The sequence below is a fragment of the Chitinophaga sp. 05T412 genome (assembly GCF_056396465.1).
Genome location: NZ_JBFTLN010000021.1, coordinates 93,933 through 117,373, shown reverse-complemented (window position 1 = coordinate 117,373; position 23,441 = coordinate 93,933). Strand labels below are relative to the sequence as shown.

27 protein-coding genes are annotated in these 23,441 nt (G+C 44.6%); 9 read left to right on the top strand and 18 right to left on the bottom strand.

What is annotated here, in order from left to right:
* Positions 1–2 precede the first annotated feature (2 nt).
* Both AC1DFM_RS32300 and AC1DFM_RS32295 read right to left on the bottom strand, forming a co-directional pair.
* Positions 3–869 (bottom strand): pentapeptide repeat-containing protein, encoded by an 867-nt coding sequence (locus tag AC1DFM_RS32300; protein ID WP_477080912.1) that lies wholly within the window; start codon positions 867–869, stop codon positions 3–5.
* 240 nt (positions 870–1,109) lie between these two features.
* Positions 1,110–2,405, bottom strand: a complete 1,296-nt coding sequence (locus AC1DFM_RS32295; RefSeq protein ID WP_477080911.1) for a DUF3108 domain-containing protein — start codon at positions 2,403–2,405, stop codon at positions 1,110–1,112.
* Between the two features lie 327 nt (positions 2,406–2,732).
* Here AC1DFM_RS32295 and AC1DFM_RS32290 point away from each other — a divergent pair, with 327 nt between their 5' ends.
* Positions 2,733–3,185 (top strand): SRPBCC family protein, encoded by a 453-nt coding sequence (locus AC1DFM_RS32290; RefSeq protein WP_477080910.1) that lies wholly within the window; start codon positions 2,733–2,735, stop codon positions 3,183–3,185.
* 264 nt (positions 3,186–3,449) lie between these two features.
* On the opposite strand, the gene AC1DFM_RS32285 is transcribed toward AC1DFM_RS32290, so the two are convergent.
* Positions 3,450–3,572 carry a hypothetical protein gene (locus AC1DFM_RS32285; protein ID WP_477080909.1) on the bottom strand — a complete coding sequence of 41 codons (123 nt, stop codon included), beginning with the start codon at positions 3,570–3,572 and terminating at the stop codon, positions 3,450–3,452.
* A 192-nt stretch (positions 3,573–3,764) separates the two neighbouring features.
* Here AC1DFM_RS32285 and AC1DFM_RS32280 point away from each other — a divergent pair, with 192 nt between their 5' ends.
* Positions 3,765–4,628, top strand: coding sequence for an alpha/beta hydrolase (locus tag AC1DFM_RS32280; RefSeq protein ID WP_477080908.1), 864 nt, complete (start codon positions 3,765–3,767; stop codon positions 4,626–4,628).
* A gap of 39 nt (positions 4,629–4,667) precedes the next feature.
* Here the strand turns inward: AC1DFM_RS32280 and AC1DFM_RS32275 are convergent, their stop codons facing one another.
* From AC1DFM_RS32275 to AC1DFM_RS32265, 3 genes are all read right to left on the bottom strand, one after another.
* Positions 4,668–5,084 (bottom strand): hypothetical protein, encoded by a 417-nt coding sequence (locus AC1DFM_RS32275; RefSeq protein ID WP_477080907.1) that lies wholly within the window; start codon positions 5,082–5,084, stop codon positions 4,668–4,670.
* A gap of 155 nt (positions 5,085–5,239) precedes the next feature.
* On the bottom strand, positions 5,240–5,962 hold the full coding sequence (locus AC1DFM_RS32270; RefSeq protein WP_477080906.1) for a LytR/AlgR family response regulator transcription factor: 723 nt from the start codon (positions 5,960–5,962) through the stop codon (positions 5,240–5,242).
* 1 nt (position 5,963) lies between these two features.
* Positions 5,964–6,962 carry a sensor histidine kinase gene (locus tag AC1DFM_RS32265; RefSeq protein ID WP_477080905.1) on the bottom strand — a complete coding sequence of 333 codons (999 nt, stop codon included), beginning with the start codon at positions 6,960–6,962 and terminating at the stop codon, positions 5,964–5,966.
* A gap of 198 nt (positions 6,963–7,160) precedes the next feature.
* Between AC1DFM_RS32265 and AC1DFM_RS32260 the strand changes: the two genes are divergently transcribed.
* Entirely contained in the window at positions 7,161–9,404 is a 2,244-nt protein-coding gene (locus AC1DFM_RS32260) for an outer membrane beta-barrel protein (RefSeq protein WP_477080904.1), read from the top strand.
* Between the two features lie 14 nt (positions 9,405–9,418).
* Here the strand turns inward: AC1DFM_RS32260 and AC1DFM_RS32255 are convergent, their stop codons facing one another.
* Entirely contained in the window at positions 9,419–9,955 is a 537-nt protein-coding gene (locus AC1DFM_RS32255; protein ID WP_477080903.1) for a hypothetical protein, read from the bottom strand.
* A gap of 185 nt (positions 9,956–10,140) precedes the next feature.
* Here AC1DFM_RS32255 and AC1DFM_RS32250 point away from each other — a divergent pair, with 185 nt between their 5' ends.
* A complete protein-coding gene (locus AC1DFM_RS32250; RefSeq protein ID WP_477080902.1) occupies positions 10,141–10,470 on the top strand; it encodes a helix-turn-helix transcriptional regulator in 330 nt (109 codons plus the stop codon).
* 95 nt (positions 10,471–10,565) lie between these two features.
* Here AC1DFM_RS32250 and AC1DFM_RS32245 read toward each other — a convergent pair whose 3' ends face one another.
* From AC1DFM_RS32245 to AC1DFM_RS32230, 4 genes are read right to left on the bottom strand one after another with little or no spacing between them, the layout of a single operon-like run.
* Entirely contained in the window at positions 10,566–11,018 is a 453-nt protein-coding gene (locus AC1DFM_RS32245) for a DUF1569 domain-containing protein (RefSeq protein WP_477080901.1), read from the bottom strand.
* Positions 11,018–11,434: a VOC family protein gene (locus AC1DFM_RS32240; RefSeq protein ID WP_477080900.1), complete on the bottom strand. Its 417-nt coding sequence runs from the start codon at positions 11,432–11,434 to the stop codon at positions 11,018–11,020. The genes AC1DFM_RS32245 and AC1DFM_RS32240 overlap by 1 nt, the downstream gene beginning before the upstream one ends.
* Before the next feature lie 55 nt (positions 11,435–11,489).
* Positions 11,490–11,909, bottom strand: a complete 420-nt coding sequence (locus AC1DFM_RS32235) for a helix-turn-helix transcriptional regulator (protein ID WP_477080899.1) — start codon at positions 11,907–11,909, stop codon at positions 11,490–11,492.
* A 56-nt stretch (positions 11,910–11,965) separates the two neighbouring features.
* A complete protein-coding gene (locus AC1DFM_RS32230) occupies positions 11,966–13,249 on the bottom strand; it encodes a bactofilin family protein (RefSeq protein WP_477080898.1) in 1,284 nt (427 codons plus the stop codon).
* A gap of 201 nt (positions 13,250–13,450) precedes the next feature.
* Here AC1DFM_RS32230 and AC1DFM_RS32225 point away from each other — a divergent pair, with 201 nt between their 5' ends.
* Positions 13,451–14,389, top strand: a complete 939-nt coding sequence (locus AC1DFM_RS32225) for a hypothetical protein (protein WP_477080897.1) — start codon at positions 13,451–13,453, stop codon at positions 14,387–14,389.
* Positions 14,390–14,441: 52 nt separating this feature from the next.
* Here AC1DFM_RS32225 and AC1DFM_RS32220 read toward each other — a convergent pair whose 3' ends face one another.
* The 7 genes from AC1DFM_RS32220 to AC1DFM_RS32190 all read right to left on the bottom strand — a co-directional run bounded on the left by AC1DFM_RS32220 (position 14,442) and on the right by AC1DFM_RS32190 (position 20,348).
* Positions 14,442–14,903: a hypothetical protein gene (locus tag AC1DFM_RS32220; protein ID WP_477080896.1), complete on the bottom strand. Its 462-nt coding sequence runs from the start codon at positions 14,901–14,903 to the stop codon at positions 14,442–14,444.
* Positions 14,904–15,090: 187 nt separating this feature from the next.
* The gene (locus tag AC1DFM_RS32215; protein WP_477080895.1) at positions 15,091–15,813 is read right to left on the bottom strand and encodes an SDR family NAD(P)-dependent oxidoreductase; all 723 of its coding nucleotides are present in this window, start codon (positions 15,811–15,813) and stop codon (positions 15,091–15,093) included.
* 241 nt (positions 15,814–16,054) lie between these two features.
* The gene (locus AC1DFM_RS32210) at positions 16,055–16,735 is read right to left on the bottom strand and encodes a hypothetical protein (protein WP_477080894.1); all 681 of its coding nucleotides are present in this window, start codon (positions 16,733–16,735) and stop codon (positions 16,055–16,057) included.
* A gap of 115 nt (positions 16,736–16,850) precedes the next feature.
* Entirely contained in the window at positions 16,851–17,324 is a 474-nt protein-coding gene (locus AC1DFM_RS32205; protein ID WP_477080893.1) for a hypothetical protein, read from the bottom strand.
* Positions 17,325–17,327: 3 nt separating this feature from the next.
* On the bottom strand, positions 17,328–18,383 hold the full coding sequence (locus AC1DFM_RS32200) for an RHS repeat-associated core domain-containing protein (RefSeq protein WP_477080892.1): 1,056 nt from the start codon (positions 18,381–18,383) through the stop codon (positions 17,328–17,330).
* A gap of 17 nt (positions 18,384–18,400) precedes the next feature.
* On the bottom strand, positions 18,401–19,075 hold the full coding sequence (locus AC1DFM_RS32195; protein WP_477080891.1) for a hypothetical protein: 675 nt from the start codon (positions 19,073–19,075) through the stop codon (positions 18,401–18,403).
* A gap of 379 nt (positions 19,076–19,454) precedes the next feature.
* On the bottom strand, positions 19,455–20,348 hold the full coding sequence (locus AC1DFM_RS32190; RefSeq protein WP_477080890.1) for a helix-turn-helix domain-containing protein: 894 nt from the start codon (positions 20,346–20,348) through the stop codon (positions 19,455–19,457).
* Between the two features lie 88 nt (positions 20,349–20,436).
* Between AC1DFM_RS32190 and AC1DFM_RS32185 the strand changes: the two genes are divergently transcribed.
* The 4 genes from AC1DFM_RS32185 (at position 20,437) to ureC (ending at position 23,428) form a co-directional block, all read left to right on the top strand.
* Positions 20,437–20,835 carry a hypothetical protein gene (locus AC1DFM_RS32185; protein ID WP_477080889.1) on the top strand — a complete coding sequence of 133 codons (399 nt, stop codon included), beginning with the start codon at positions 20,437–20,439 and terminating at the stop codon, positions 20,833–20,835.
* 180 nt (positions 20,836–21,015) lie between these two features.
* Positions 21,016–21,318 (top strand): urease subunit gamma, encoded by a 303-nt coding sequence (ureA, locus tag AC1DFM_RS32180; protein ID WP_477080888.1) that lies wholly within the window; start codon positions 21,016–21,018, stop codon positions 21,316–21,318.
* 18 nt (positions 21,319–21,336) lie between these two features.
* Positions 21,337–21,726: an urease subunit beta gene (gene ureB, locus AC1DFM_RS32175; RefSeq protein WP_477080887.1), complete on the top strand. Its 390-nt coding sequence runs from the start codon at positions 21,337–21,339 to the stop codon at positions 21,724–21,726.
* Positions 21,707–23,428 carry an urease subunit alpha gene (gene ureC / locus AC1DFM_RS32170; RefSeq protein WP_477080886.1) on the top strand — a complete coding sequence of 574 codons (1,722 nt, stop codon included), beginning with the start codon at positions 21,707–21,709 and terminating at the stop codon, positions 23,426–23,428. Before ureB ends, ureC begins: the two co-directional genes overlap by 20 nt.
* The last annotated feature ends 13 nt before the right edge of the window (positions 23,429–23,441 follow it).

The window sequence follows — 23,441 nt, the reverse complement described above, 5'->3', positions numbered from 1 at the left end:
CCTTATGCTGTTAACAATATGATACCTGTCAAATTTGCTTTCCCATTCTTCAGGAACTCGTAGGTAAGCCGGTCGGCTTCACAATCCACAAACCGGATTTTCTTCAGATTCCTGCCTTTAAAGAAAGTATTCGTGAGTTTTGTGTTTCGAAAGATGACATTGGAAAAGGAGCTGTCTTCAAAGTAGCATTCGTCCAGGATGCCTTCAAACACCACATCTGCAATATGTGTGGCATTAAAAGAAGTGCGGTGTAATACCGCATTGGTAAGGATATTCTTTTCCAGGGAGCAGGATTTGAACACGGCCCCGCTTAAATCGGCGCCGGTGAAGTTGCAGTTTCTGATATGGCAGCGGGAAAATGACGCTTCTTTCAGGAGGCAATCCCTGAAAACATTCGTCTGCAAGCTGGAGCCCTGCAGCTGACTACGGCTCAAATCGGCGCTGGTGAAGTCGCAGCTGTCGATGTTGTTTCCTTTCATGAGCAAGCCCGACATATCCGAGCCCACAAACTTAGTGGACAGCATATTGGAGCCACTGAACTTTTCATGCAGGTCTTTTAGCCCCGAAAAGTCGGCTTTTACCCAATTGCCGCGTGACATGTCCCAACCGGGCTTATCCGGTCCTTCTTCGACTGGTGGTATTACTGCAGGGGTGGCCACAGAAGGGAAGCTGTCTGAAAAATAGTTGAGGTCGACACCGAGAATTTCTGCGAGCCGGTTAAAAGTAATGATGTCAGGAATGGATTCTCCCCGCTCCCATTTCCCAACGGCCTGCGGACTAATAAATAACTGTTGGGCAAGTTGCGCCTGAGACATATTGCGCTCTTTTCGTGCTTTGGCAATTTTGCCACCTATCATACCTGGTTCCATGGCTGCTATCTTTTGTAGTTTTTCGATAGCTCAAAGGTAACGGGGTTATTTTCCATAGCGATCAAACCCGCCACAACTATTGGTTGTAATAACGCTACTTACGGTTGTAATACCGCAACTGTGGGTGGTATTTTGGTAAATACCCCCCGAAAGTCCATTAGCGGATCTGGGGTACTGATTTCAGCGGGCATAAAAAAACCGCCACGCTTAGGCGTGGCGGTTCCGATTCACTTATTCTTATCAAGCACGTGTTTTCTTTAGTTTGGCTTCCACCTTTTCACCTGGTTTGCTGATAGTAACTACTTTCTTCACCACCGCACTGTTGCCGGTGCTGTGATCCCGGTTCACCGTATTAGTGCTGGTACCCTGGAACATTCCATTAATATAATGATCTGTGTAGCCGGTTACCTCTGCAACAGTATAGGAGTGAGAAAAGCTAAACTCGGTGTATAACAGATACTCGCCGGGCATCAGGTTCACAAATTCATAATGGCCTTCATCGTCGTACACGCGGGTACTTTTAATACATGCAGCGGCATCATCCAGTAAAGCGATTCCTTCCCGGCCTTTTTTACGCTGGGCATCATTTACCTTCACCCATTCCTTAAAGTAATCATTGTAAGGGATGAGGATCACCTGAGTACCTTTGGGGGCCACCTGCTTGGCTTTGATATTCATCACCTTCATTTTGGCAAACACAGTACCATTGTCGTCGAAATCGCGGGCAAACACCTGACCGTAAATGATGGAGTTACCACCTTTCACCATTTTCATGGTGAGGTCCTTATCAAATGGTGCCTTGATGGAATTGAAATCTGTTTCCGCATCCACCATTCTTATTTGTGTGCCATTGGACCAGCTATCAATTTGCCAGAGGCGACGTGTTTTCTTATCGATATAGGATACTGATTTTTCGCCGGTGGAAGGCTCTACTACGGTAACAGCCCATACATCGTGCTTACCGGTGTATTTGCTGACCCAGGTGCTGTTGGTCACTTCTTCCACGACCGCCTTCTTCACATTTTCTTTATTTTCCGGTTTGTATTCATATACCGGCAAATCGGTGCTATAGCCGGAAGTCAGCGGCAGCAGCGACAATAAAAACGGATAGGTATAGCTATCGATGAAATACTGATTCGCGGCTTCTTTGATCTGGGTTTTCTGATTTGTTTTCTTATCCACGTAATAGCCGGTAACCCCATTATCGAAGTGCAGCACCATGTCTTTAAGCGTGCTGTGGGAGGCCCGGTACACCGGTTTAAAATTATTCAGGTTAGATACGGCAGTATCTTTCCACTCTTCCAACCCCACGAGGGCCATGTTGGTGGTGAGTGCCAGTTTATCGTTGGTAGTATTAATACCAATCGTAAAGGTCCCGATAGGCGATTCGGTGCTACCATCTACCATATAACAGGCAAGGGTATACTTACCATTCTTTAGTAATTTACTGTCGAACTGACCCTGTGCCTGGCTACTGCCGGTAAAAAGGGCTACAGCGGCTACAATGATACCTGATTGGCGAAAATAAGAAAGCATAGTTTTGATGGTTTTTCTGACAACACAAAAATAGATGATTCCGGATATGTGGCATATACTGGGAAACAAGGAGGCAAATATACCTGTTTCCAGGTAGGCGCCATACGCGGCAAAAGGTTTTCATCTCCCTAAAAAATACTATCAATGGTTGTTCCTCATCCTTTCGGGCAACGTCGCAAATAACCCTTTAAATTGTCGTATTGCGCCACCCTTGCAATCAGAATTTCGGGGCATCTTTGTTATGTCAGATCAATGACGATGGAGCAGCAACCATTCAAAACGGGCGGAACCGAAAAGCCAGAAGAGTAGGAATCAAAAAAGTATCTTATGTCAAACAATAGCGTTTCATTACACAGGGTTCTTAAAACCACTCCGGAAAAATTATACCGTGCGTTTACAGAAGCTACGGCTATTGCTTCCTGGTTGCCTCCTTATGGCTTTCTTTGTACGGTTCACGAAATGAATGTTAAAGTAGGTGGCACTTTTAAGATGTCATTCCAGAATTTTGGTACCGGCCATAGCCACTCCTTTGGCGGCAGCTACCTGGAACTGAAGCCTAATGAAGGATTGAAATACTCCGATACCTTCGATGATCCTAATATGCCCGGAGAAATGGTTACCACTGTTGTGTTACAGAAGAATCTGGCAGGTACAGAAATAAAGATCACCCAGGAAAATATTCCGTCCATGATACCAGCAGAAATGTGCTATCTGGGCTGGCAGGAAAGTCTGGAGAAACTGGCAAAGCTGGTGGAGCCTGAAATTCCGGACGGTTTTTAATTACAACAACATCTCAGCATATACCATGCCCTCAACAGGTTAAACTTTCCGTTGAACCTGTTGGGGGCATTCTTATTTCGGCACAATAGGCGGATATCTTACTGTTTTTTTATTAACTTAAAGTATTGACTGAAATAAACGAGCAACGATCACCATATCCCATATGCGCAAACTACTTCATATCTTTTTTTTCGAATGTAATGCATTTTGTATTATCGATGAAGCAACCTGGCAGCCATTATACCCTTTCATAAATGACTATATTTAGGGCATCACCGCTTGCTTATCAATGGCCTTACAGATTTTCTGATTAACGCCCAACAGATGGGTACCATTTCTAAGAGGTAAGAAGAAATTCACGAAGTCAGTGCTTCGCTTCTTTCTCATGAATATTTTGGCAGAAGTGATATCGCACTTTCGTCTTCTTTAACAAATATTTAAATCCTATGTCAGTACGGAATGCTGCCGCATTTTTACCAACAACAATAAAATACCGGTTGAATAAGGCCATATATTTTAGTAATTTCTACCTGATTGATAACGCGCATATTCATTCACGTGAATAAAAATTCAACACTCATGATCAGGTATCTATCCATCCTTATTTTCGTGGGTTTTATGCAAGCCGGATGTAACCACACCGGGCAATCAACCACTATGCTGGCTAAGCCGCCACAACTGGTTACAACAACCCTTTATGCAGCATCTGTGGCGGATAGTTTTCATATTTCCGTGAGCCTGCCGGCAGATTATTATACCGCTCCACCGAAACGATACCCGGTGGTATATCTGTTGGATGCCAACCTGTATTTTGATATCATGGCCACCACACTGCGTAGTTATGCAGCTGTAGGGTTATCGCCCGACGTAATACTGGTAGGCATTGGCTATAAAGATTTTCCTACCATGGATTCACTTCGCAACAGGGACTATATCTATCCCCTCGCTATTCCGGAATACGAAATGAGTACCAGTGGGGGCGCTGATAAATTTCTGTCGTTTATTCGTACTACGCTGATACCATTTATAGATAAGTCTTATCATGGAGATACTTCCAAACGGGTATTAATGGGGCATTCCTTAGGCGGCTACTTTACGCTATATGCGTTACTACAACAGCTTACCGGCCACTCTAGCGGGTTTAGCAGCTACATTGCAGCTAGCCCTTCCCTACACTATAACCACTACTATCTGCTACAGCAGTTTCAAAAAATACATACAGGGTCTGTAAAACTCAATGCCTACTTTACTTTCGGAGGACAGGAAGATGCAGAAAATACAGATAGCAATGCTATTAAACTACCGGAAGTAATCAACCAGTTATCCAAGAGCCTTACTGCAAGCGGAGTACATGCGAAAGGTGATATTTATAGTAACCTGGATCATATGGATACACAGCTGCCCACTTTTATCAAAGGATTACAAGGATTGAATGAGCAATAATTATCCCCGATATAAAATCTCCATTTTTAGTTTCCCCTGCTATGCGCCGGCCGCGAAATGTAACAGCTGGAAAATCCCCTGATAAGGCTTGCCTTTCTCGACGGTGATGATATGGCTTTCTCCGTTACGCATTGTCAAAATAAGACGCGTAAAATTTACCGGTGTTTTGTTGTCTTTGTGTTCCTCTTGTAGCGCCAGGTTCACCCTCGTTAGTTCAGTATAAGGCAGTGATAGGATGTTTCCTTTTGTTGATGCGATTACCCGGTCGCCTGTTATCAGTACCCAATTGGCATCATCTTCCCGAAAACAAACCAGTGGCTGTTCTTCATCCAGCAAAAAGCTCATTTGATGCGGATAAAAGAATTTATTATCCTCATGAATGATACGTGTTTTTGTACCTTCTGCGCCCTTTCTTCTGAATATAGCCAGCAATACGGATGGCTTCTTTAGTCCCATGTTATGAACGATTCAATATTTCGGGTAAAAGTACACGATTATAGCTACCAATAATATAACAAGGATAATTAGGGGAGATGAGGAGGTTAACTTATCCAGCATGATGAGTGACTGTCAGTTATCGGTATGTGTAGTGGGAACAACGCGAATCTTTACTAAGAAATATTATTACGCTGAATGGCACTAAAGAACGCATCCCGGTATAAATCGCCAATAGGGATCACGGCATCTTTCACATAGATCCGGCTGCGTTCTATGGTATCTATTTTATCAATGGCCACAATGAATGACTTATGTACCCGGATGAAGTTAGCTGCAGGCAGAATGGCTTCCATTTTTTTCACATTCTGCAACGTCACTACTTTCCCGCGGGTGGTATGAATCGCAATATATTCTTTCAGGCCTTCTATAAACAGGATATCTTCCATATCTACTTTCTGCAACTTATAGTCTGATTTCACAAACAAATAGGTGGCATTCGTTGTGATGTCAGATGGGGCATCCGGCAACGCCACCGGGCGAGCTGTATGCAGGGCTTTGGTAGCCGCTTTCAGAAAACGGTCGAACGGAATGGGCTTCAGGAGATAATCGATCACATTCAGGTCGTAACCATCCAACGCAAAATGCCGGTAGGCGGTGGTGAGTATCACCCGGCTTTTTTCTCTTAACAGCGGAATAAATTGCAGCCCGTTTAATTCGGGCATTTGTATATCTAAAAAAACCAGATCTATCTGCGATGCCTGGGCTGCAGCCAACGCCTCCATTGGATTGGTATAAGCCCCTGCCAGCTCGAGGAAGGGCGTTTTCCCGATATAGTCGGTTAACAACTCCAGTGGTAAAGGTTCATCATCCACAATGATGCATCGCAGTATATCCATGTCAGTTATATGTTACATTGAGTTTAACGGTATAATATGCGTCGTCCTGCAGAATCTCCAGCGTATGCATATCTGCATACAACAGTTCCATTCTCCTTTTGGCATTCACCAACCCGATACCGCCGGATGCGTCTTTCAAGGCGTTATTAATCCTGTTTCTGCTATAAAAATGTAATGCTTTATCCGATAAAATGAGGGTAAGTTCTGCAGGATCTGCCGGGTCATCTATCACGCCATGCTTAAACACATTTTCCACGAATGGAATCAATAACAAAGGTGAAATAGTATACCTGGTGAGGTCGCCGGTGATAGTGAAACTGCAGGCGATCGGCGTTTTCATTCTGAGTTCCTGCAGCGCCAGCAGCTGCCTGATGTAATCCACTTCTTTCTGCACCACTACCCGCTCGCTGTTGCTCTCATACAGCATATATTGCATCATCTCCGACAGCCGGAACACTGCATCCGCCGTTTTACTGGATTGCTGATATGCCAGGATATAAATGGTATTCAGTGTATTAAAGAAAAAGTGTGGGTTCATCTGCGACTTCAAAAAAGCCAGCTCTGTTTTCAACTGCTGATTCTCCAGTTGTCGCTTTATACGATCATTGTTGAACCAATCCACTGCAAAACGATAGGCAATACCTAACGGAATCATGATGCCCAATATCGTACACGATTGAAAGAAGAATCGCAGGAATTTAAAGGCCAGATCTCCCTTCTGATAAAAGCCAAAAAGCTTGTTCACCCCAATTATCACCACCGTATCCAATAATATCAGTGCCGCCCATCCCATTAACAACTCCATCACCTTCCGGCGCTTTACCCAACGGGGAAAGATCACCAACAGGTTGATGTAAAAAGAAATAATATAAAGCAGATAAGCCGTTAGCCAATGTCCTATTCCGTTGCTGGCCTTCACCCATATCAGGGTATAGATCTGAATGGAGGCAATCAGCACCCAAAATAAAATGTGTCCGATGAGGAGTCTCCGATTCATCATACTATAAATATAACACTCTAATATTCATGGCTGCCTCCACTCAACCAATGGAAGCATATTTTCTATCTATCGCCCCTTTTTCTCTATCAAATAATTGCTGGAAACAAAAGACCTGTATGTGGATAAAACAGTTCACCTGGTTGAATTCCTATTTTGACATCCACGCGTTCGCTGAATTTTATAAAAAAACAGCACCCTATGAGTTATTCGACTATTGAAGCATTTTCTGCTACCTGTATAAGATACTGCTCTTTTCTATTATTGCTCCTGTTATTCTCTATTACATTGCATGCACAGGAGCACCGTGCCAATGATAGCTTGAAAAGAAAAACAGATACCCTTAAGACCGTTGAGGTAACCGCGCCGAAACCAATGGTGGAAATCAGCGCGGATAAAATTATCCTGCATGTAGAAAACAGCCCCACCACCATCGGAGAAAACGCATTGGATCTGCTGCGCAAGGCCCCTGGCGTGCAGGTTGACAATAACGAGGAGCTATCGTTAATGGGCAAAAACGGCACCATCATATACATCAATGGCAGGCCCTCCCCTCTTCGTGGCCAGGACCTGGCAGCGTTTCTAAAAAGCACGCCCGCCTCTATGTTGTCTACGGTTGACATTATCATGAATCCTTCCGCCAAATACGATGCTGCCGGAAACGCCGGCATCATCAACCTGCAACTGAAAAAGAACAAAAACTTCGGCGCCAACGGGAGCATTTTTGCCGGTGGGAGCTTTGCTACCTATCCTAAGTATAATAGCGGAGGCGCCCTGAATTACCGCAACAAATCCATCAATATCTACGGCAATTACAACTACAGCAATGGCCACTATGATGCCCGGAATAGCATGCTGCGTGCCCTGGGAGATAGCCTCTTCGACCAGCGGGCGAACGGCACCGTTGGCAACTACGCACATAACATCAGCACGGGAATTGACTATACCATTACCCAAAAAAAATCAGTGGGATTTATGGCCACCGGGTTGATCGCCGACAAAACACTCAACATCCAAAGTCAAACAGCGATCATTACACGTGCCAATCAACTCATTGACCGCACGCTTGTCGCCGACGGCAACACACGCAGTAAACGGGATTTTATGACCGCCAATCTGAACTATCGTTACAACAATCCGTCGACAGGCACAGCGTGGAGCGCAGACGCAGATTATGGTATTTATCGTATTGGCAGTAACCAGCTACAATCCAATATCTACTATCAACCCCAACATCATCTGCCGCTGGACAGCAATACTTATCAAATGTTGTCTCCCTCGGACATTGACATCTACAGTATAAAAACAGATTATGAGCAAAAGGCAGGGAAAGGCAAAATCAGTATGGGCGCCAAGGTATCGTATGTAATCACGGACAATAATTTTCAGCAGTTTAACTTTACCCCCGCCATGTCCGAACTGGATAGCGCGCGGAGTAACCGGTTCACCTACCGGGAAAATATTAATGCGCTGTATGCTATCTATTACAGGGATTTCAAAAGCCTTAAGTTTCAATTGGGACTCCGGCTGGAGCAAACAAATATCCGGGCAACTTCCCGCGGTTACCAGTATAAGGATGATAGCTATCAATCTTATGACTCTTCTTTCTCTCAACACTATATCCGTCTCTTTCCCAGTGCTGGTATTGTATGGAATAAAAACCCGCAGCACCAATGGGGGCTCAACTATAGTTACCGGATTGACCGGCCGGGATACAGGGATTTAAATCCATTTGAATTTAAACTCGACGACTATACGTATCAGAAGGGGAATACTGCTTTAAAGCCTCAATACACCCATAGTATCAGTGTCACGTTCATGTACCATCAAAAGCTCTTTACCACCCTGAACTATAGTCGTGTAAAAGATGTATTTTCCACTATTACGGATACTACCCAACAATCCAAAACATTTATCACTAAAGAAAATTTGGCTACCAAAGATATCATCAGCTTTGCGGCCAACTACCATACGCAATTCAAATGGTATGAAATATTTATGAATGGTACTACCTGGTATTCCTTGTACAATGGGAGCTTTGGGCCCGGCCGGGGCATTTCTTTGAAGGCTTATAGCTGCAGTGGCAATATCCGTCAATCGTTCCATCTGGGCAAAGACTGGACCGGAGAAGTCACCGGCTTTTATAATTCTCCCGCTATCCTGCAATCTACAATAAAAGCCAAAGGACAGGGCGGTGTGGACCTGGGCATTAGAAAAACGTTCTGGAAAAATGCGGCTGCCCTGAGCCTTTCCATCAGTGACATCTTCAATACCATGGAAACGCGGTTCACCAGCGACTTTGCCGGCCAGCAAATCATCGGCAGCAATAAGGAAGAAACCCGGCAGCTACGCATGAGCCTTAGCTACCGCTTTGGCAATAAACAAGTAAAAAATGCCAGCCAAAGAAAGGCTGGCATTGAAGATGAAAGTAAAAGAACGAATTAATTCCCTACCGGGTATCAATTACAACCTCTCTGGCCGGTATACACGCTTTGTCCCATCGTGTAGTTAACGGTAAGGTGATAGGCAATAAGAGTAGATGACCAGCCGCCCGCCATGGGTTTATTCAGTACCTTTGCTGCACAGGGAGTTCCACCAGGCACATTCTGTGGCCAGTCAAATGTGCAGGTTTGCGGATTAAAAAGCAGATTTGCAGGTGCAAGCAGATTTTGGAATACATAACCGCTCGCGTATGAAGGCGCAGCACAAGGTACCGGGTCAACATCATCTGTAGTTACTCTTGCATTGGCAGGTGGCTTAGCATCATAATTTACCATTGCCACCATGTCTTCTATCATCTCCCGTTTTTTATCCGCAGGCAGGTCTACGTTTTCCAATGACTGTGTAACGCGGCGAATGTTCTCCGCCTTGTCCATCGTGAGCTGAACAGGCGTGGCATTCACGTTATTTGGTTTTGCGGTGTTTATCGGCTTGTCTTGTTTGGTACAACTAAAAATAGCCAGCATAAGCAGGCAGGCGAGTGCGATCTTCTTCATGGTAATGATTGGTTTTAAACAGATGATTTCATAAGTGCCGGCACGATACAAAGCTAACCATCCCATAACTATCGCCTTATCCGATTTTTTTTACTTTATGTATTATTTTTTTTACATTCAGGCAATCGTCTTTCTTATAAACCAACCATTACAAAGAACCCGTCAAAAAGCCCTTACAAAAACCCATGAGTATTATTTTCAAAAACGTCCTGGTACAGCTACGAAAATCGAAAGGCTGTACACAGCAACATGTAGCCTCCTCAGTACTGGTGAGCCGTCCCACCTATATTGGCTGGGAACGCAATGTGGGAGATTTGCCGTTATCTAAATTGCTGCTGCTGGCAGATTTCTACGAATTGAGTATGTCTGATTTTATTACCCTGATTTTGGAAGATAATAAAGCCGCTAACACCTCCGGCGATCAAAGTCTTCTGCATCATGAAATCAGTTTTTTAAGAAGGGAAGTACAAGAAATAAAGGAGATACTGACAAGCCCTGTTTCCAGTATTGGTTAACTACATTTGATTCAGCATCTTTCAGGAAAAGTAAAAAGCTATTGTTGCGTATATTACCCGCAACAATAGCTTTTTACTTTAGCATACGTCAACGACTATACGCCAAATTGCCTCAAATGATGATCGCAATGTTTATAAATCAGTTCCCCTAATTGCTGTTGGCTTAATCGTCCAAAAAACCAATGCACAAAGCTTTCCTGAGAGTAGGTACCATACCTGATGATGACCAGCTTCCAGTTTTCCCGCTCCGTGGCAAAGTTTAAATGGGTGTCACTGACTTTAAATTGCTTCCCTGTAGGCGCATTTCTTCCCATCTCCGACGCCTCATTTTTTAATATGGCGCCGATAGCATGCTTACCTACCAGGCGTCCCAAAAAGGAACGGGGAACAGACACATTTCCGAAGTAATATTCATCACAAAGCCGGCAGTGCTTCACCATTTGCGCCACGGTCATCTTACCCCATTGCGCTTTGTTTGTTTCCTGCAGGGCATCAATTCTATTCAATAGGTCCTTTCGGATGTCTTCGTTAAAGGCAGACTTCAGCATCAGGATGGTAATAATTGTGCGAGTGAAAACCAATTTCCGGAATCATCAAGGAACAGGGCCTCAAAACCATAGAATTCTTTGGTGGGCGCTTTTTTAAACACCACTCCTTTCGTCTTCAATTCTTCATAAGTGGCCATAATGTCCTTGCAGGTAAATACGGCAGCGCCAAAAGCCCCTTTCCGGATTAAAGTGGTCATCGCCTGCACCGTTTCCTGATCGAACATGGGGCTTTCGGTGACCAGGAAAAGCGTGATTTCCAGCTCCGGTTGCTCCGGTGGCGTAACGGTCAGCCAGCGGCCACCTGCTCCCATGGGCGCGTCTGTATGGACTTTAAACCCCAGTTTATTCACATAAAAATCGTAGGCGCTATCCTGGTTAAGCACGTAAACGGTGGTATGCGTTAGTTTGGTGATCATGATTGACTTTTTACAAAGGTGGGTATTTTGCGATCGTGTAACCTCTTCAAAATTGCTATTTTGTCCATCCCACCGTTTCTGCGAAACAATTGGGGACAAAGCATAACGGATTAGACTGCATGGCGGTATGCTTTTCCTCCTGCTCCTTTTGAAAGGCAGACGGCGTTTTCCCTGTCATTTTTTTAAATACGCCTGCAAAGGTAGTAGGGCTATCGAAGCCCACCAGGATGGTGGTGGCCAGCACAGACTCCCCTTTGCCTAACAGGATTTTAGCATGATCCATCCTGACTTTGATCAGATAATTTTTAGGCGTATAGCCATAGCTGGTTTTAAATAACCGGATAAAATGGAACTTAGAAAAGTGTGCTTGATCGGAGATATTGCCCAGATCAATCCGTTCGGCAAAGTGATTGTCAATAAACAGCTTTGCCTTCACAATACGCTGGTATAAATAGATGCGCTCGTACTGTTCCATATAAAAATTAAAGCGTACTAAATTTACGATATTCACCGGGGTATTCCTAATATGGGTTATGCCAGTCGTGCTATTTTCCGGGCAAACCGTTCACTATACCCCTTCCATGGTTCCGCGTAAGCCGGCGTATCATAATGTTGCTGTGCGAACGCATAAGTGGCAGCCGATAAATGCCAGTTAAAAACATTTTCCAGGTATTTGATATCGTCTGTCATAACGCGTTCCAATACTTTTTGTTTGGATACACCCGACTGCTGGCAGTATCTGTCCAGCCAGGCGCCACGGCCCTGTTTCACATATAATACCAGCATATCTTCGGTGATAAATACCGTGGGGATACGCTCCATCTGCCAGTCGTTGGTAGCGATGATGATGCATAGCAAAGCATGTTCATAAAATTGTTCCGGTATATCCACTTGCAGGATAGCCCCATGTTTGGCCGCGATGTAGCACAGCTCCCGGGTAATCATTTCTGGTGGCAGATAACGCAATGCTTTGCCGTCTCTTTCTGCTGCGGTGGCGGCCAGTTCCGCGGTGATAGTGGCCGGCGGGAAATATTCCAGTGCGCCGATGTAATAGGCCATGGCTTCGTGGCAGAGGTTATTGGTGCGCATTTCCATGGGTACGCGTTTCAGATCGCGCCAGTTACGGCGTACTTTGGTGCGCCAATATTCCATGGTTCGTTCCGCTGGCTCCAGCACACTTTCCCCGGCATCAAGGTCACGAATAATTTCTTCGAAGTTGGTCGTTAATGGATTGCTGAGTAGTAAGTGTAAGTTTTGAGAGATGACAGGATCTCCGTCTTCCCCTTCTCCACATTCGTTTTCGGCGGGGCTTTCCGGATCGCGGTCGTTGTAATAAAACCGGCTGATGTTTTTCCGGAATGGCATCAGGTGATAATCGTCTACTATCATCACCGGGGCGGTAAAGGTACCATCGCATTGCATCCAGCCGTGGTTGTAGTGTAGCAGAATGACTTCTTCCACACGAACATCTCCATCTATGCGCACCGGCGATCCACCAATCAGGAGGTTACGGCAGCTCAGGTGGCCGGCCACATATAACGCCGGACCATAGTCGCCCGTTTCATTGAGTACTCCGCCATCAACGGTCAGATGGCCAAGTACCACCACGCCTAAGGGAGGCCGGCCATCGGGCATGTTATCCATTTTGTCGAGGTTCAGATCACCTTCCAGGTGCAGGTCGCCCTTGTGCACATAGAAATAGCCATCTGCGCCGATGATGTCCATGAAGGCTTCTTCGCTTTCATGAAATTTTAGCTGTATCTGGTGCTGGTTCAACACCTGTTCTCCGTGAACAATCTGAAATTCCTTCCACATGGTACTAAGATCGTATAATTATGCATATCTGCGGCGTATGTCATCTCCGGAAAACCAACATCCATTTTCTTTGTGTAATTTCAGGACTATGCAGGTGCCGTTATATGATTGCGGGAGCATTGTAAACCTGCCAAGACAAAAAACCACGCCACATTCCCGGCATTTTCTGCTACATTTAAGTGACCAGATGTCTGTAGCTATATGAAATATCTCTTTACCCTCCTGTTTGCATCGGCAACGATTATATCTGCCCATGGCCAGCAACTTTTTCAGACTGGCAGCAAAGTGCATTCTTTTTATGTAGATATTCAAAGTAACAACGCCACCGTATATACAATGGGGCACTATTTGGATAAAGCAGGATCGGGCCCCTCCATCATCCGGACAGATACCCTTCAACAACAGACGGATAGCGCCTATACAGGCCTAAAATCCAGCGTTATCAGGGAGAACAATGAATGGTACCTGGTGAATACAGCCAGCAAAAACGGGCGACTGCGATTGTATAGCTTTCCAGCGCCGGAGATTGCCTACACGCAGCTGAATAAAGCCTGGTATCTGGGACATTATTTCGCGATGAGTGAACAGCTGAATAAAACATTTCCGCTGAATCACCACTCATTCAGAGACGGTTTTTTCTCCTGGAACGCATTACCGGTAACTACCAAAGAAATGAATTATCTGCAGTTCCGCACATTGGCAGATAACCGGCTAAAAGTGATAGCAGACAGCATTTCCCATGAGCAAGATAAATATACCCGTCTGACTAATTATCTGATTAAAAATATCCGGGAGATAGATTATGCGGTGTTAAAAGATAGCATCGCGCTGCTCCCCGCGGTTTATGCCGGTGAAAGTGAGTATTATAGCCAGGTGCTGAATGCGGTGTTGATATCAAAACCTGCCTATTTTCTACAGCTGGCGGAAGACTTTCCTCAACAAAAGGATTTTATTTTTTTCAGTGTGGTCAGGAACAAAGAGGCGCGCAGCAGTATGGAAAGTGTAACCGGGCATGACAACACCAAAAAAGCATTTCTGAAAGCTGTGAAATATGAAAAAAGGTTTCCTTATACCTCCATTGGCCTGGCAGCGTTGAGTGCAGGCGTACTGGCAGCATGCCTCGTGGCGCTGATAAAATAAAAGGCAACGTTTTCGATGAAAACGTTGCCTTCATATAAATACTTTATGACACTTACCAGCTTAATGTTGCTAATACATCTTCGTCGGTGTCGTCATTAGGATCGCTGGGATTAGGCTGGATGTTGGCGGTTAACCGGTATTGATCGCCTAACTGCAGGGTTACTGTTTCAGTTCTGTAGGTAGCTTCTCCAGGCCAGGTGGTAAAGCGCTGGTAACCGCCTCTGGTCAGGTTCTCCAAAGTTACATAAGGCTGCTTTACACTGTGCCACAACGGAATATTCAACCTCAGCGTAACTGATCCATAAGTATTGGATACAAAAGTGACGCTACGGTAAGGATCATTCGGCTGATCATCTTTTTTGGCAGCCACAAAATAGTAACCGGTTACTACCTGATTTTTGGCTGCTACAGCCGGATGGGACGTTTCCAGGGTTCCTGCATTCGATTGGGCCTTTACTGCTACAGCGGCGAATAAAGCCAGGCACAGGGAGAGATGTTTCGCGATTTTTTTCATGTGTTCGGGTTTTTATTTACGGGTGATAAGATAGCCATGGTCATCTCTCTAAAACAAACTATGTATCAATGCTGCCGGGACTAACGGGTAACTATACACGACATTGATTTTCCTTCTTTGGTAAATATACTACTTCACGGGAATGGGGCAATAGCCGTTATCCGGCATAATGATTTGTTAACCTGCACTACGGTAAGCGGGCTGCCATTTTCTCCGGCATATACTTTAATACCTGGTGAATCAGTTTCCATTTAATACCGGGAACAATGGTAAAACCATTACCGGCATCCACTATTTTACGGGCAATGAAAGCCGGTTCCATTAATAATGATTCCGAAAGATTTAGTCCGGCGGTCATCTTACTACGGATATATCCTGCTACGATGACGTTCACGATTACTTTTCTGGCAAACAGGTATTGTCTTAGTCCAGCCAGGTACTGTGTAAAGGCTGCTTTTGTGCTACCATACACGAAGTTACTTTTCCGTCCACGCACACCGGAGAGGGAAGACAATCCAATGATTCGCTCCAGATGATTGTTATCGGGATCTGTAATAATGAGATTGATAACAGACACCGCTCCTGCATAATGAACCTGCATCATGCGATAGCTGCCTTCCCAATCCACCAGCGCCTGATCATTGGTTACCTGGAAGCCGGCGGCATATACCACTATATGAGGTTTAGCGGGTAAACCGGCATAAAATGACGGATGCGTTTCAAAAGCAGTGGCATCAAAGTGACAGATGGTGAGCCCATTTACAGGTGCCTTCCGCGCTTGCATAAAAGCTGCTATTTCCGCGGTGCTGCGGGATGCTGCTATCACGTGGTATCCTTTTTCGAGATACAATAAGATGGCTTCTTTTGCTACATCGGAGTTAGCGCCGAGTACCAGCACAGTTTTGGACATATCGTGTGTTATAGGGGGTAAAAATAAGCAATAGCGGTGCTACTTATCCATTATTTTTATGATTACCTTAGAAGTAAATGATAGCTATGGAAGGACACTGTTTTCTGGGAGATTGGAGATTTATAGTAACCATATTGCTCATATCGCTGCCTATTTTGTTCGCTGTATTTGGTATCGCATTTTTAATCATCCGGTATTTTGTACAAAATATCGGCAAATGGGGGAAAGCTGTTTCCCGGGATTAATTACTATGCTGCTTTGCCTGCCTGCGGGGTACTCGTGGTGGGATATACACATTTTCAGGATGCTTGATCCTTTCCTCCTCAAATGCTTTACGCTGGGCTTTCGCTTCTTCCTTTCGCTGCCATACATCACTAGTCCAAAAACGCGTATCGTTCAGATTATACTTATATGCATAAGGTCCGGTAGTGTCTGTGGTAGTAAATGCGTGGAAATAATCATCATGCATAATTTTCACCAACCTCGGCCGCTCGTAAGAATTTGTATAACCTGGTCCCAGAAAGTACAGGTCTAGCGTATCCTGCTGCCTTGTAGCTAAATAGCACGTACCTTCATAATACCATTCAAAATATCTTTCCGGGTATAATTGMTTACTTGTGGAGTTTTTCGTGATGATGAATATCGCCAATTTATTAAAGTCCGGGGCATAAAGTATAGTATCAACAAATAATGCTGTAGAGTCGTCATAATTGTCGCTGCTGAAGAAATCTTCATTCCTTAACATCGCTGCTGTCAGTTGTTTGATAGCTTTAATACGATCAGCGGTATAGATATGGGGTGGCGCAATGGTATGGTTCAAAAACGCTTTCGGTGTTTGTCGTTTAAATACCATCCCATCGCAGGAGCATAAAAACAACGGAAATATCCAACAAAAGCGGAAAGCGAGATGAGTTGAATGCATAGGTGCTTTTTTATTACAACAACTTTATTGATATGCCCAAACAAGCCGCATGTAGTCCTCACAGGCAGCAAAGAAGGGTAGAGATTATAAATAGCCTACAGTACATAGTTATCGACTATTTAATCTTAAAATATATTTCATTACTGATTTTTATATTTTGAGTGGTAATTACAGTAATATAACAAGGGTCGGATATTTCGACAGGATTTTTCTCCAGAATTTCCACCTCTTTACCTTCATAAGAAAAAATATTCAAACTTACTCCGGCATCACTGATGACAATTTTCCCATCAACAATAGTTTTTGAAAGAATAGTTATATATAACTTATCTTTATCTAATCGATATCTCCCTTTTAGCTTAATAACATTCCTGCCATCATCTTTATCACTTCCCAGATTAACCACAAATTTTCCATTCATATAAAATTCAAAGTTTTGACTTAATCCATTCCTCACTAACTTAGAATCCCGTTGCCAAACTCCTACAATATCTTTTTGAGTGATGTAAGTTTCCTTTTTTACTTGCGCAAAAACCGGGGCAAGCAGAAAATTCGAAATAAATACTAATATGATTAATGATACTTTCATAATCTAAAAATTAACAATAGGTATTATTTGAAATGATTTTTTGGGCACTATAGTTGGGTTTACTGTAAAAAAATTCACCTGATTTAACGTGGCAGGCTGCGTAAATACAGTTCCTTTTCCCGGGCCAACAGGCATGAATCCATTGTGCGCTCCAACATTAGCTATAGTACCTTTCGACAGATTCTCTCCCACTGAAAAAGTTCCGACATGGCCATGGTTATGAGGTGCTTTGCCTTGATTATAATATCCAAAGAAGGCCAATTGCCCATTAGTCGCAGCCGCGGATGCCGTAGCCTGGTCAACGTGTGTTAATATATCTGAATTTAAAAACAAGTCGGACATAACATTTGCCACTCCCGAAAAGTTAAGGCCAGAAGAATTATCGGTGGCGGAAATAACTGTTTGAAAAATATTTTGTGTTGCATAATTACAATATGTTGCGTCATCAGGCTCTAGTGAAGGATTATTCATGTTTAAATTTTGCGCCTCCTGAATAACAGTTGTCAAATTCACCTGGTTTACTCCTTTTTGACTTTCATCAAATCCTCTAAATATATAACGTTGATAATAGCTCTTTCCTGTCTGCTGATAAATTGCATTTGAGCCGTCCTCAACGTGTTTAACGAGATTCCCACCTTTATCATAAAAATCAGAGGGGGGAGTAACTCGATCAGATCTCGCGCCTATATAACCCATTCCCTGCGCATTAAGCCTATTTAACTCTTCAACATCGCGCTCCCGATCTTTTGAATCTGCGTTTAACATTCCATTCGGATCAATATATCTTATTGGATTATTATAGGCATAGGTATACGGGCTCCATTTTCTACTTATTTCCGACAAAGGATCTAATATGTGCCACCGTCCAACCTGAGCATCATACATTCTAGCACCATAGTCATACCATTCCAATCCACTACCATCCAAAAATTCCTTATTTTGCAACTCCTTCCCATTATACTTTAATCGATTGTCTACATAGTTAGTGCCTTTCAATGCATTTGAGCTTATTCCTACCATGGTTAACCCAAATGGATAATAATGTGTATCTTCCAGCAATGGTCCGCCGTTAATGCCTAATATAACATTGTCAAAATACAGTAAACGACGCCGTCCGGAGCTGTTATCTTAAAATTGACTAATCCCTGCAAAATCGAATACTCTATTTTCAGATTCTCATATTTCATCAACACCACTTTCCTCTCGGAATTAAGTGTAAACTTACCCGTATACCCTCCGAAATTAAAAGTGAATAAATCAGGTTGAGTGTCATAGGCTAACTGACCGCCCTCTGACACTTCGGCGGCGACCCGCATATACTTAATACCAGCCCTACTTGTTATGTCATTAACATAAGGTAACCAGGTGCTAGTTTCATCCGGACTTCCATACACATTCCTCGTAATTACACCTCCAGCTTCAAATACCCAGCCCATGCCCGTCCTGGATGCGATGGCATCCACTTTAACTCCGTTGGAATTATACCTCAGCTGTAATGGTACTTTCAAATGCTGTGTCTCCACCGTATATAGGGGAATACTTACGTCTGGCGATCCGGTAGCTAAACCCACCGGACTTTTCCCGTACTCACCAAGTGCCGATGCTGTTGGAGAAGGAGCGGTAATACTCAATGACTTTGTGATGGCGGCAAAATCATCCTGAGCGCGGCTACCAAGCGATAGCATGATCAGTAAACCGATAGCTAACCCTCGCTTTACAAACGAGGAACTGATTAGGGATCTTAATTCCATAGATATACTACATTAATATAGGGCGCTACAATAACTTTATTGATATGCACAAACAATCTCCTTCATGAGCTTTTTTTCCTGTAGGGATCATCAAGAAAAAGGCTAGTGAAAGTCATACATCAAACACTACGGCAATAAGCTAAAAAAGAAAGAAAACAGATAGCTTACAGTACATACTCATAAGTATAGAGGCTTGGTAAAGGGTTACTTGTTTTATTGTTTGCCGAATGTACGGATTCCGGAATATATTTTCAATAGCTGATAAAAGAATTTATTAAATATTAATGTTTGAATAACGATAAGCGAGATGGCAACCAGTTAGCGCTGATCGTGTAACCTTCACTTCTTCGTTACTTAAATTATCCAGCTAATTTCATGATTACTTGCCAACATTAATGGCCACTCTCCTTTTATAATTCGTCGGCGTTTCCCCTGTCACCTGCCTAAACAACCTCGCAAAATAATTAGGCGACTGAAAATTCAATTCAAACGCAACGCTGGCAATGTCTCTGCTGCCATCCTGCAGGAGAATCTGGCTATGGAGGATATTCACTTCATTGATCCATTGCTTAGGTGGCTTACCAGTGGCCTGTTTCACCACCTTATTGAGATAATTTTCCGTGATATTGAGCTTTTGGGCATAATAAGCTACCTGCCGTTGTTTCAGGTGGTGTTGCTGTACCAGTTCCCTGAAATGCAGTGAAATTTCCGTGGCCCGGGTCATATTACCATGGCCAGCCGCAGCGGACGCAATAATCTTTTGCAGGAAAGGCCTGAATACGCCGATGGCCACTTCCAGGGAGACATGCTTTAAGTTCAGTTCTTCTTCCATTAACTCCACCAGTTGGGAGAGCCAGCGAACTGCCGGTGTGGGCAGCTTAACAAAGGGAGAAGTAAAGAAAAAGTTAAACAGCTGCCGGTTCAACGCGAGGTTTTCAACCACCTCATTTTCAAATACGACAAAGAAGCCTTCGGCATCGCGGGATATCTCCAGGGTAGCGGTGATATTGGCCTGGCGGATCAACAGGATGGAGTTGGCGTTTAGCCGGTGTGCATCCGTTTCCAGTTGCTGAATAATATGCCCTTTGGTAACAAAAATCAGGAAGTTAAAAGTGGTACGATAGGGCAATACGGGTATCACAATATTCCGGAGGTATTCCTCTATTCTATACACCTGCAATTGTGCATCGTTGAGGAGTACCTGGCTGGAGATACCCGGCAGGAACTGCTTTTTATATTCAAAATTGGAAAAGATTTTTACGGAAGACCTCATAAGCACAAATTTACCTGTTTTTGGATACAATAGTCATGATTTGTGCTAGCCTCATTTTTCAATTCGCAGTAATTTGCAGGTCCGAAACATGAGTTTGTATTTCAGATACATATTATTAGTACTCTTCCTGATCGGTTTTTCCTTCACTGGAAAAAATCAGGGTCCACTCCTTCAAAGCCGTGGTAACAGCATCACATTATCCGCCAGTGTAGTGGATATGGAACAGCTTCAGGCAGCTCATGAACGCCTCCATCCGGAACAACTCATTTACATTAACGACAACGATAACGACGAAGAAGTAAGCCGTTTACTGAACGAACATCCCTATCTTCTTCTCAATAACCTGTCTGACTATTACCTTACGCTCCTCGAAAACCAGGATAATGCACCGGCATATTATACCGGATTTGTGCACGCGGATCGACCCATTGCGGCAGTCCCGAAATTCATACAGTACCACCAATTATTGATTCCCTTCCAATCCTGATTCGCCTTACCCATGGCGTATTTAGCCAACTTTAGAGAAAGTCGGGGCCGCTGTTGAAGCGCAGCTGAGGTATTTCGTATGTCAACTACCCCACTATACTTTCTGTAAGTGGAATATTATCTTCGTAAGCATAGGTCTTTCGAAGTACACTACATCGCTATCTTTTAAAATTTTAATCATATGCATCTGACTCCCAGAGAAACAGAGAAGCTGTTGCTCCATCTGGCCGGAGAACTGGCTGCCAAGCGTAAAGCAAGGGGCCTGAAACTCAATTATCCTGAATCTATCGCCTACATCAGCAGTATACTGCTGGAAGCCGCGCGCGACGGGCGTTCGGTGGCTGAACTCATGCAGTATGGCGCTACCCTGTTAACCCGTGAAGAAGTCATGGAAGGCGTGCCTGAAATGATTCACGACGTACAAATTGAAGCCACCTTTCCGGATGGCACCAAACTGGTCACCGTTCACAACCCAATCAGATAACCGCTAAACATCGCTCACATGATTCCCGGAGAATACTTTATCCCGGCAGGAGATATCACCTGTAACGAAGGCCGCGCCACTGTTACCATCAAAGTGGTGAATACCGCAGATCGCCCTGTGCAAGTCGGCTCTCATTTCCACTTCTTCGAAGTGAACCGCAAAATGGATTTTGATCGCGAAAAAGCATTCGGTATGCGCCTCAACATCGCTGCAGGAACCGCCGTTCGCTTCGAACCCGGTGAGGAAAAAGAAGTAGAGCTGGTCACCATTGGTGGCAACCGCAAAGCTTTTGGGCATAATAACCTGGTGAGGGGCGACACGACCACAGATGCCGCTAAAGCCGCTGCCATGGCAAAACTCGAACCGATGAACTTTAAAAACCAACCTCATGAGCCTGAAAATAAATAAAACCAAATATGCCAATCTGTATGGTCCTACTGTAGGCGATAAAGTGCGCCTGGGTGATACCAACCTGATTATAGAAATTGAAAAAGATTTCAATACCTATGGAGAAGAAAATAAATTCGGCGGCGGCAAAACCGTGCGGGATGGGATGTCGCAATCCAGTACCGCGCTGCGTGAGGAAGGCGTACTGGATTTTGTGATTACCAACGTGGTGTTGATGGATCACTGGGGCATCCTAAAAGGTGATCTCGGTATCAAAGACGGCCGCATTGTTGGCTTTGGCAAAGCAGGGAACCCCGACACCATGGACGGCATATCACCCAATATGATCATCGGCGCATCCACAGAAGTACATGGCGGCGAAGGCCTCATTGCTACGGCTGGTGGTATTGATACGCATATCCACTTTATCTCTCCGCAGCAGATAGAAACCGCGCTATTCAGCGGCGTTACCACTATGATTGGCGGAGGTACCGGTCCTGCTGATGGCACCAACGCCACCACTGTAACCCCTGGTAAATGGTTTATTGCCCGTATGCTGCAATCCGCGGAAGCCTTTCCGATGAACCTGGGCTTCTTTGGCAAAGGCAACTGCGCCACCGAAGGTCCGATTGCGGAACAGGTGGAAGCCGGTGCATTGGGCGTGAAAATCCATGAAGACTGGGGCGCTACACCGGCGGTGATTGATGCTTCGCTGAAAGTGGCGGATAAATATGACGTACAGGTAGCCATCCATACGGATACCCTCAATGAAGCGGGCTTCCTGGAAGACACCATGAATGCCATCAATGGCCGCGTGATCCATACGTTCCATACAGAAGGCGCTGGTGGCGGTCATGCGCCCGATATCATCAAAGCGGCCATGTATCCAAATGTATTGCCCGCCTCTACCAACCCTACCCGTCCGTTTACCAAAAACACCATTGATGAACACCTGGACATGCTGATGGTATGTCACCACCTGAGCAAAAGCATTCCGGAAGATGTGGCGTTTGCAGATTCCCGTATCCGTCCGGAAACTATTGCGGCGGAAGACATCCTGCACGACCTCGGCGTATTCAGCATTATGAGCTCCGATTCACAGGCCATGGGGCGTGTAGGCGAGGTAGTTACCCGCACCTGGCAAACTGCCGATAAAATGAAAGTACAACGTGGCTTCCTGCCGGAAGATGCTGCCAGCAACAACGATAACTTCCGTGCAAAACGCTACATCGCCAAATATACCATCAACCCGGCCATTGCACATGGTATCTCGGAGCATGTAGGCTCTGTTGAACCCGGCAAATTTGCGGATGTAGTACTGTGGAAGCCCGCACTGTTTGGTGCGAAACCAGAAATGATTATTAAAGGAGGCATGATCATCGGCGCTAAAATGGGTGATCCGAATGCGAGCATTCCAACACCGCAGCCAGTGATCCTACGTAAAATGTTTGGCGCTTATGGCAAAGCATTATCCCGCTCCTGCATCACCTTCGTGTCCCAGGCATCGCTGGATAATGGCATCGTGAAAGAATATGGTCTGGAAAAAGTAGTGCTGCCGGTAAAAGGTTGTCGCAACATTGGTAAGAAAGACCTGATCCACAACGATAAAACACCGGACATCACCGTGAATCCTGAAACCTACGAAGTACGCGTGGATGGTCAGGTGATTACCTGCGAGCCCGTAGATGTGGTGCCTTTGGCGCAACGTTATTTCCTGTTCTAAGAAAAAAGAGTTT

What these genes read in the sequence shown, in the direction of transcription:
- AC1DFM_RS32255 (WP_477080903.1), bottom strand. Translation starts at nt 9,955, where the DNA reads ATGAAGAAGATCGCACTCGCCTGCCTGCTTATGCTGGCTATTTTTAGT.
- AC1DFM_RS32250 (WP_477080902.1), top strand. Translation starts at nt 10,141, where the DNA reads ATGAGTATTATTTTCAAAAACGTCCTGGTACAGCTACGAAAATCGAAA.
- ureA (WP_477080888.1), top strand. Translation starts at nt 21,016, where the DNA reads ATGCATCTGACTCCCAGAGAAACAGAGAAGCTGTTGCTCCATCTGGCC.
- AC1DFM_RS32260 (WP_477080904.1), top strand. Translation starts at nt 7,161, where the DNA reads ATGAGTTATTCGACTATTGAAGCATTTTCTGCTACCTGTATAAGATAC.
- AC1DFM_RS32285 (WP_477080909.1), bottom strand. Translation starts at nt 3,572, where the DNA reads ATGAGAAAGAAGCGAAGCACTGACTTCGTGAATTTCTTCTTACCTCTT.
- ureC (WP_477080886.1), top strand. Translation starts at nt 21,707, where the DNA reads ATGAGCCTGAAAATAAATAAAACCAAATATGCCAATCTGTATGGTCCT.
- AC1DFM_RS32225 (WP_477080897.1), top strand. Translation starts at nt 13,451, where the DNA reads ATGAAATATCTCTTTACCCTCCTGTTTGCATCGGCAACGATTATATCT.
- AC1DFM_RS32215 (WP_477080895.1), bottom strand. Translation starts at nt 15,813, where the DNA reads ATGTCCAAAACTGTGCTGGTACTCGGCGCTAACTCCGATGTAGCAAAA.
- AC1DFM_RS32190 (WP_477080890.1), bottom strand. Translation starts at nt 20,348, where the DNA reads ATGAGGTCTTCCGTAAAAATCTTTTCCAATTTTGAATATAAAAAGCAG.
- AC1DFM_RS32280 (WP_477080908.1), top strand. Translation starts at nt 3,765, where the DNA reads ATGATCAGGTATCTATCCATCCTTATTTTCGTGGGTTTTATGCAAGCC.
- AC1DFM_RS32265 (WP_477080905.1), bottom strand. Translation starts at nt 6,962, where the DNA reads ATGATGAATCGGAGACTCCTCATCGGACACATTTTATTTTGGGTGCTG.
- AC1DFM_RS32270 (WP_477080906.1), bottom strand. Translation starts at nt 5,962, where the DNA reads ATGGATATACTGCGATGCATCATTGTGGATGATGAACCTTTACCACTG.
- AC1DFM_RS32205 (WP_477080893.1), bottom strand. Translation starts at nt 17,324, where the DNA reads ATGAAAGTATCATTAATCATATTAGTATTTATTTCGAATTTTCTGCTT.
- AC1DFM_RS32295 (WP_477080911.1), bottom strand. Translation starts at nt 2,405, where the DNA reads ATGCTTTCTTATTTTCGCCAATCAGGTATCATTGTAGCCGCTGTAGCC.
- AC1DFM_RS32220 (WP_477080896.1), bottom strand. Translation starts at nt 14,903, where the DNA reads ATGAAAAAAATCGCGAAACATCTCTCCCTGTGCCTGGCTTTATTCGCC.
- AC1DFM_RS32245 (WP_477080901.1), bottom strand. Translation starts at nt 11,018, where the DNA reads ATGCTGAAGTCTGCCTTTAACGAAGACATCCGAAAGGACCTATTGAAT.
- AC1DFM_RS32195 (WP_477080891.1), bottom strand. Translation starts at nt 19,075, where the DNA reads ATGGAATTAAGATCCCTAATCAGTTCCTCGTTTGTAAAGCGAGGGTTA.
- AC1DFM_RS32275 (WP_477080907.1), bottom strand. Translation starts at nt 5,084, where the DNA reads ATGGGACTAAAGAAGCCATCCGTATTGCTGGCTATATTCAGAAGAAAG.
- AC1DFM_RS32300 (WP_477080912.1), bottom strand. Translation starts at nt 869, where the DNA reads ATGGAACCAGGTATGATAGGTGGCAAAATTGCCAAAGCACGAAAAGAG.
- AC1DFM_RS32290 (WP_477080910.1), top strand. Translation starts at nt 2,733, where the DNA reads ATGTCAAACAATAGCGTTTCATTACACAGGGTTCTTAAAACCACTCCG.
- ureB (WP_477080887.1), top strand. Translation starts at nt 21,337, where the DNA reads ATGATTCCCGGAGAATACTTTATCCCGGCAGGAGATATCACCTGTAAC.
- AC1DFM_RS32185 (WP_477080889.1), top strand. Translation starts at nt 20,437, where the DNA reads ATGAGTTTGTATTTCAGATACATATTATTAGTACTCTTCCTGATCGGT.
- AC1DFM_RS32235 (WP_477080899.1), bottom strand. Translation starts at nt 11,909, where the DNA reads ATGGAACAGTACGAGCGCATCTATTTATACCAGCGTATTGTGAAGGCA.
- AC1DFM_RS32240 (WP_477080900.1), bottom strand. Translation starts at nt 11,434, where the DNA reads ATGATCACCAAACTAACGCATACCACCGTTTACGTGCTTAACCAGGAT.
- AC1DFM_RS32230 (WP_477080898.1), bottom strand. Translation starts at nt 13,249, where the DNA reads ATGTGGAAGGAATTTCAGATTGTTCACGGAGAACAGGTGTTGAACCAG.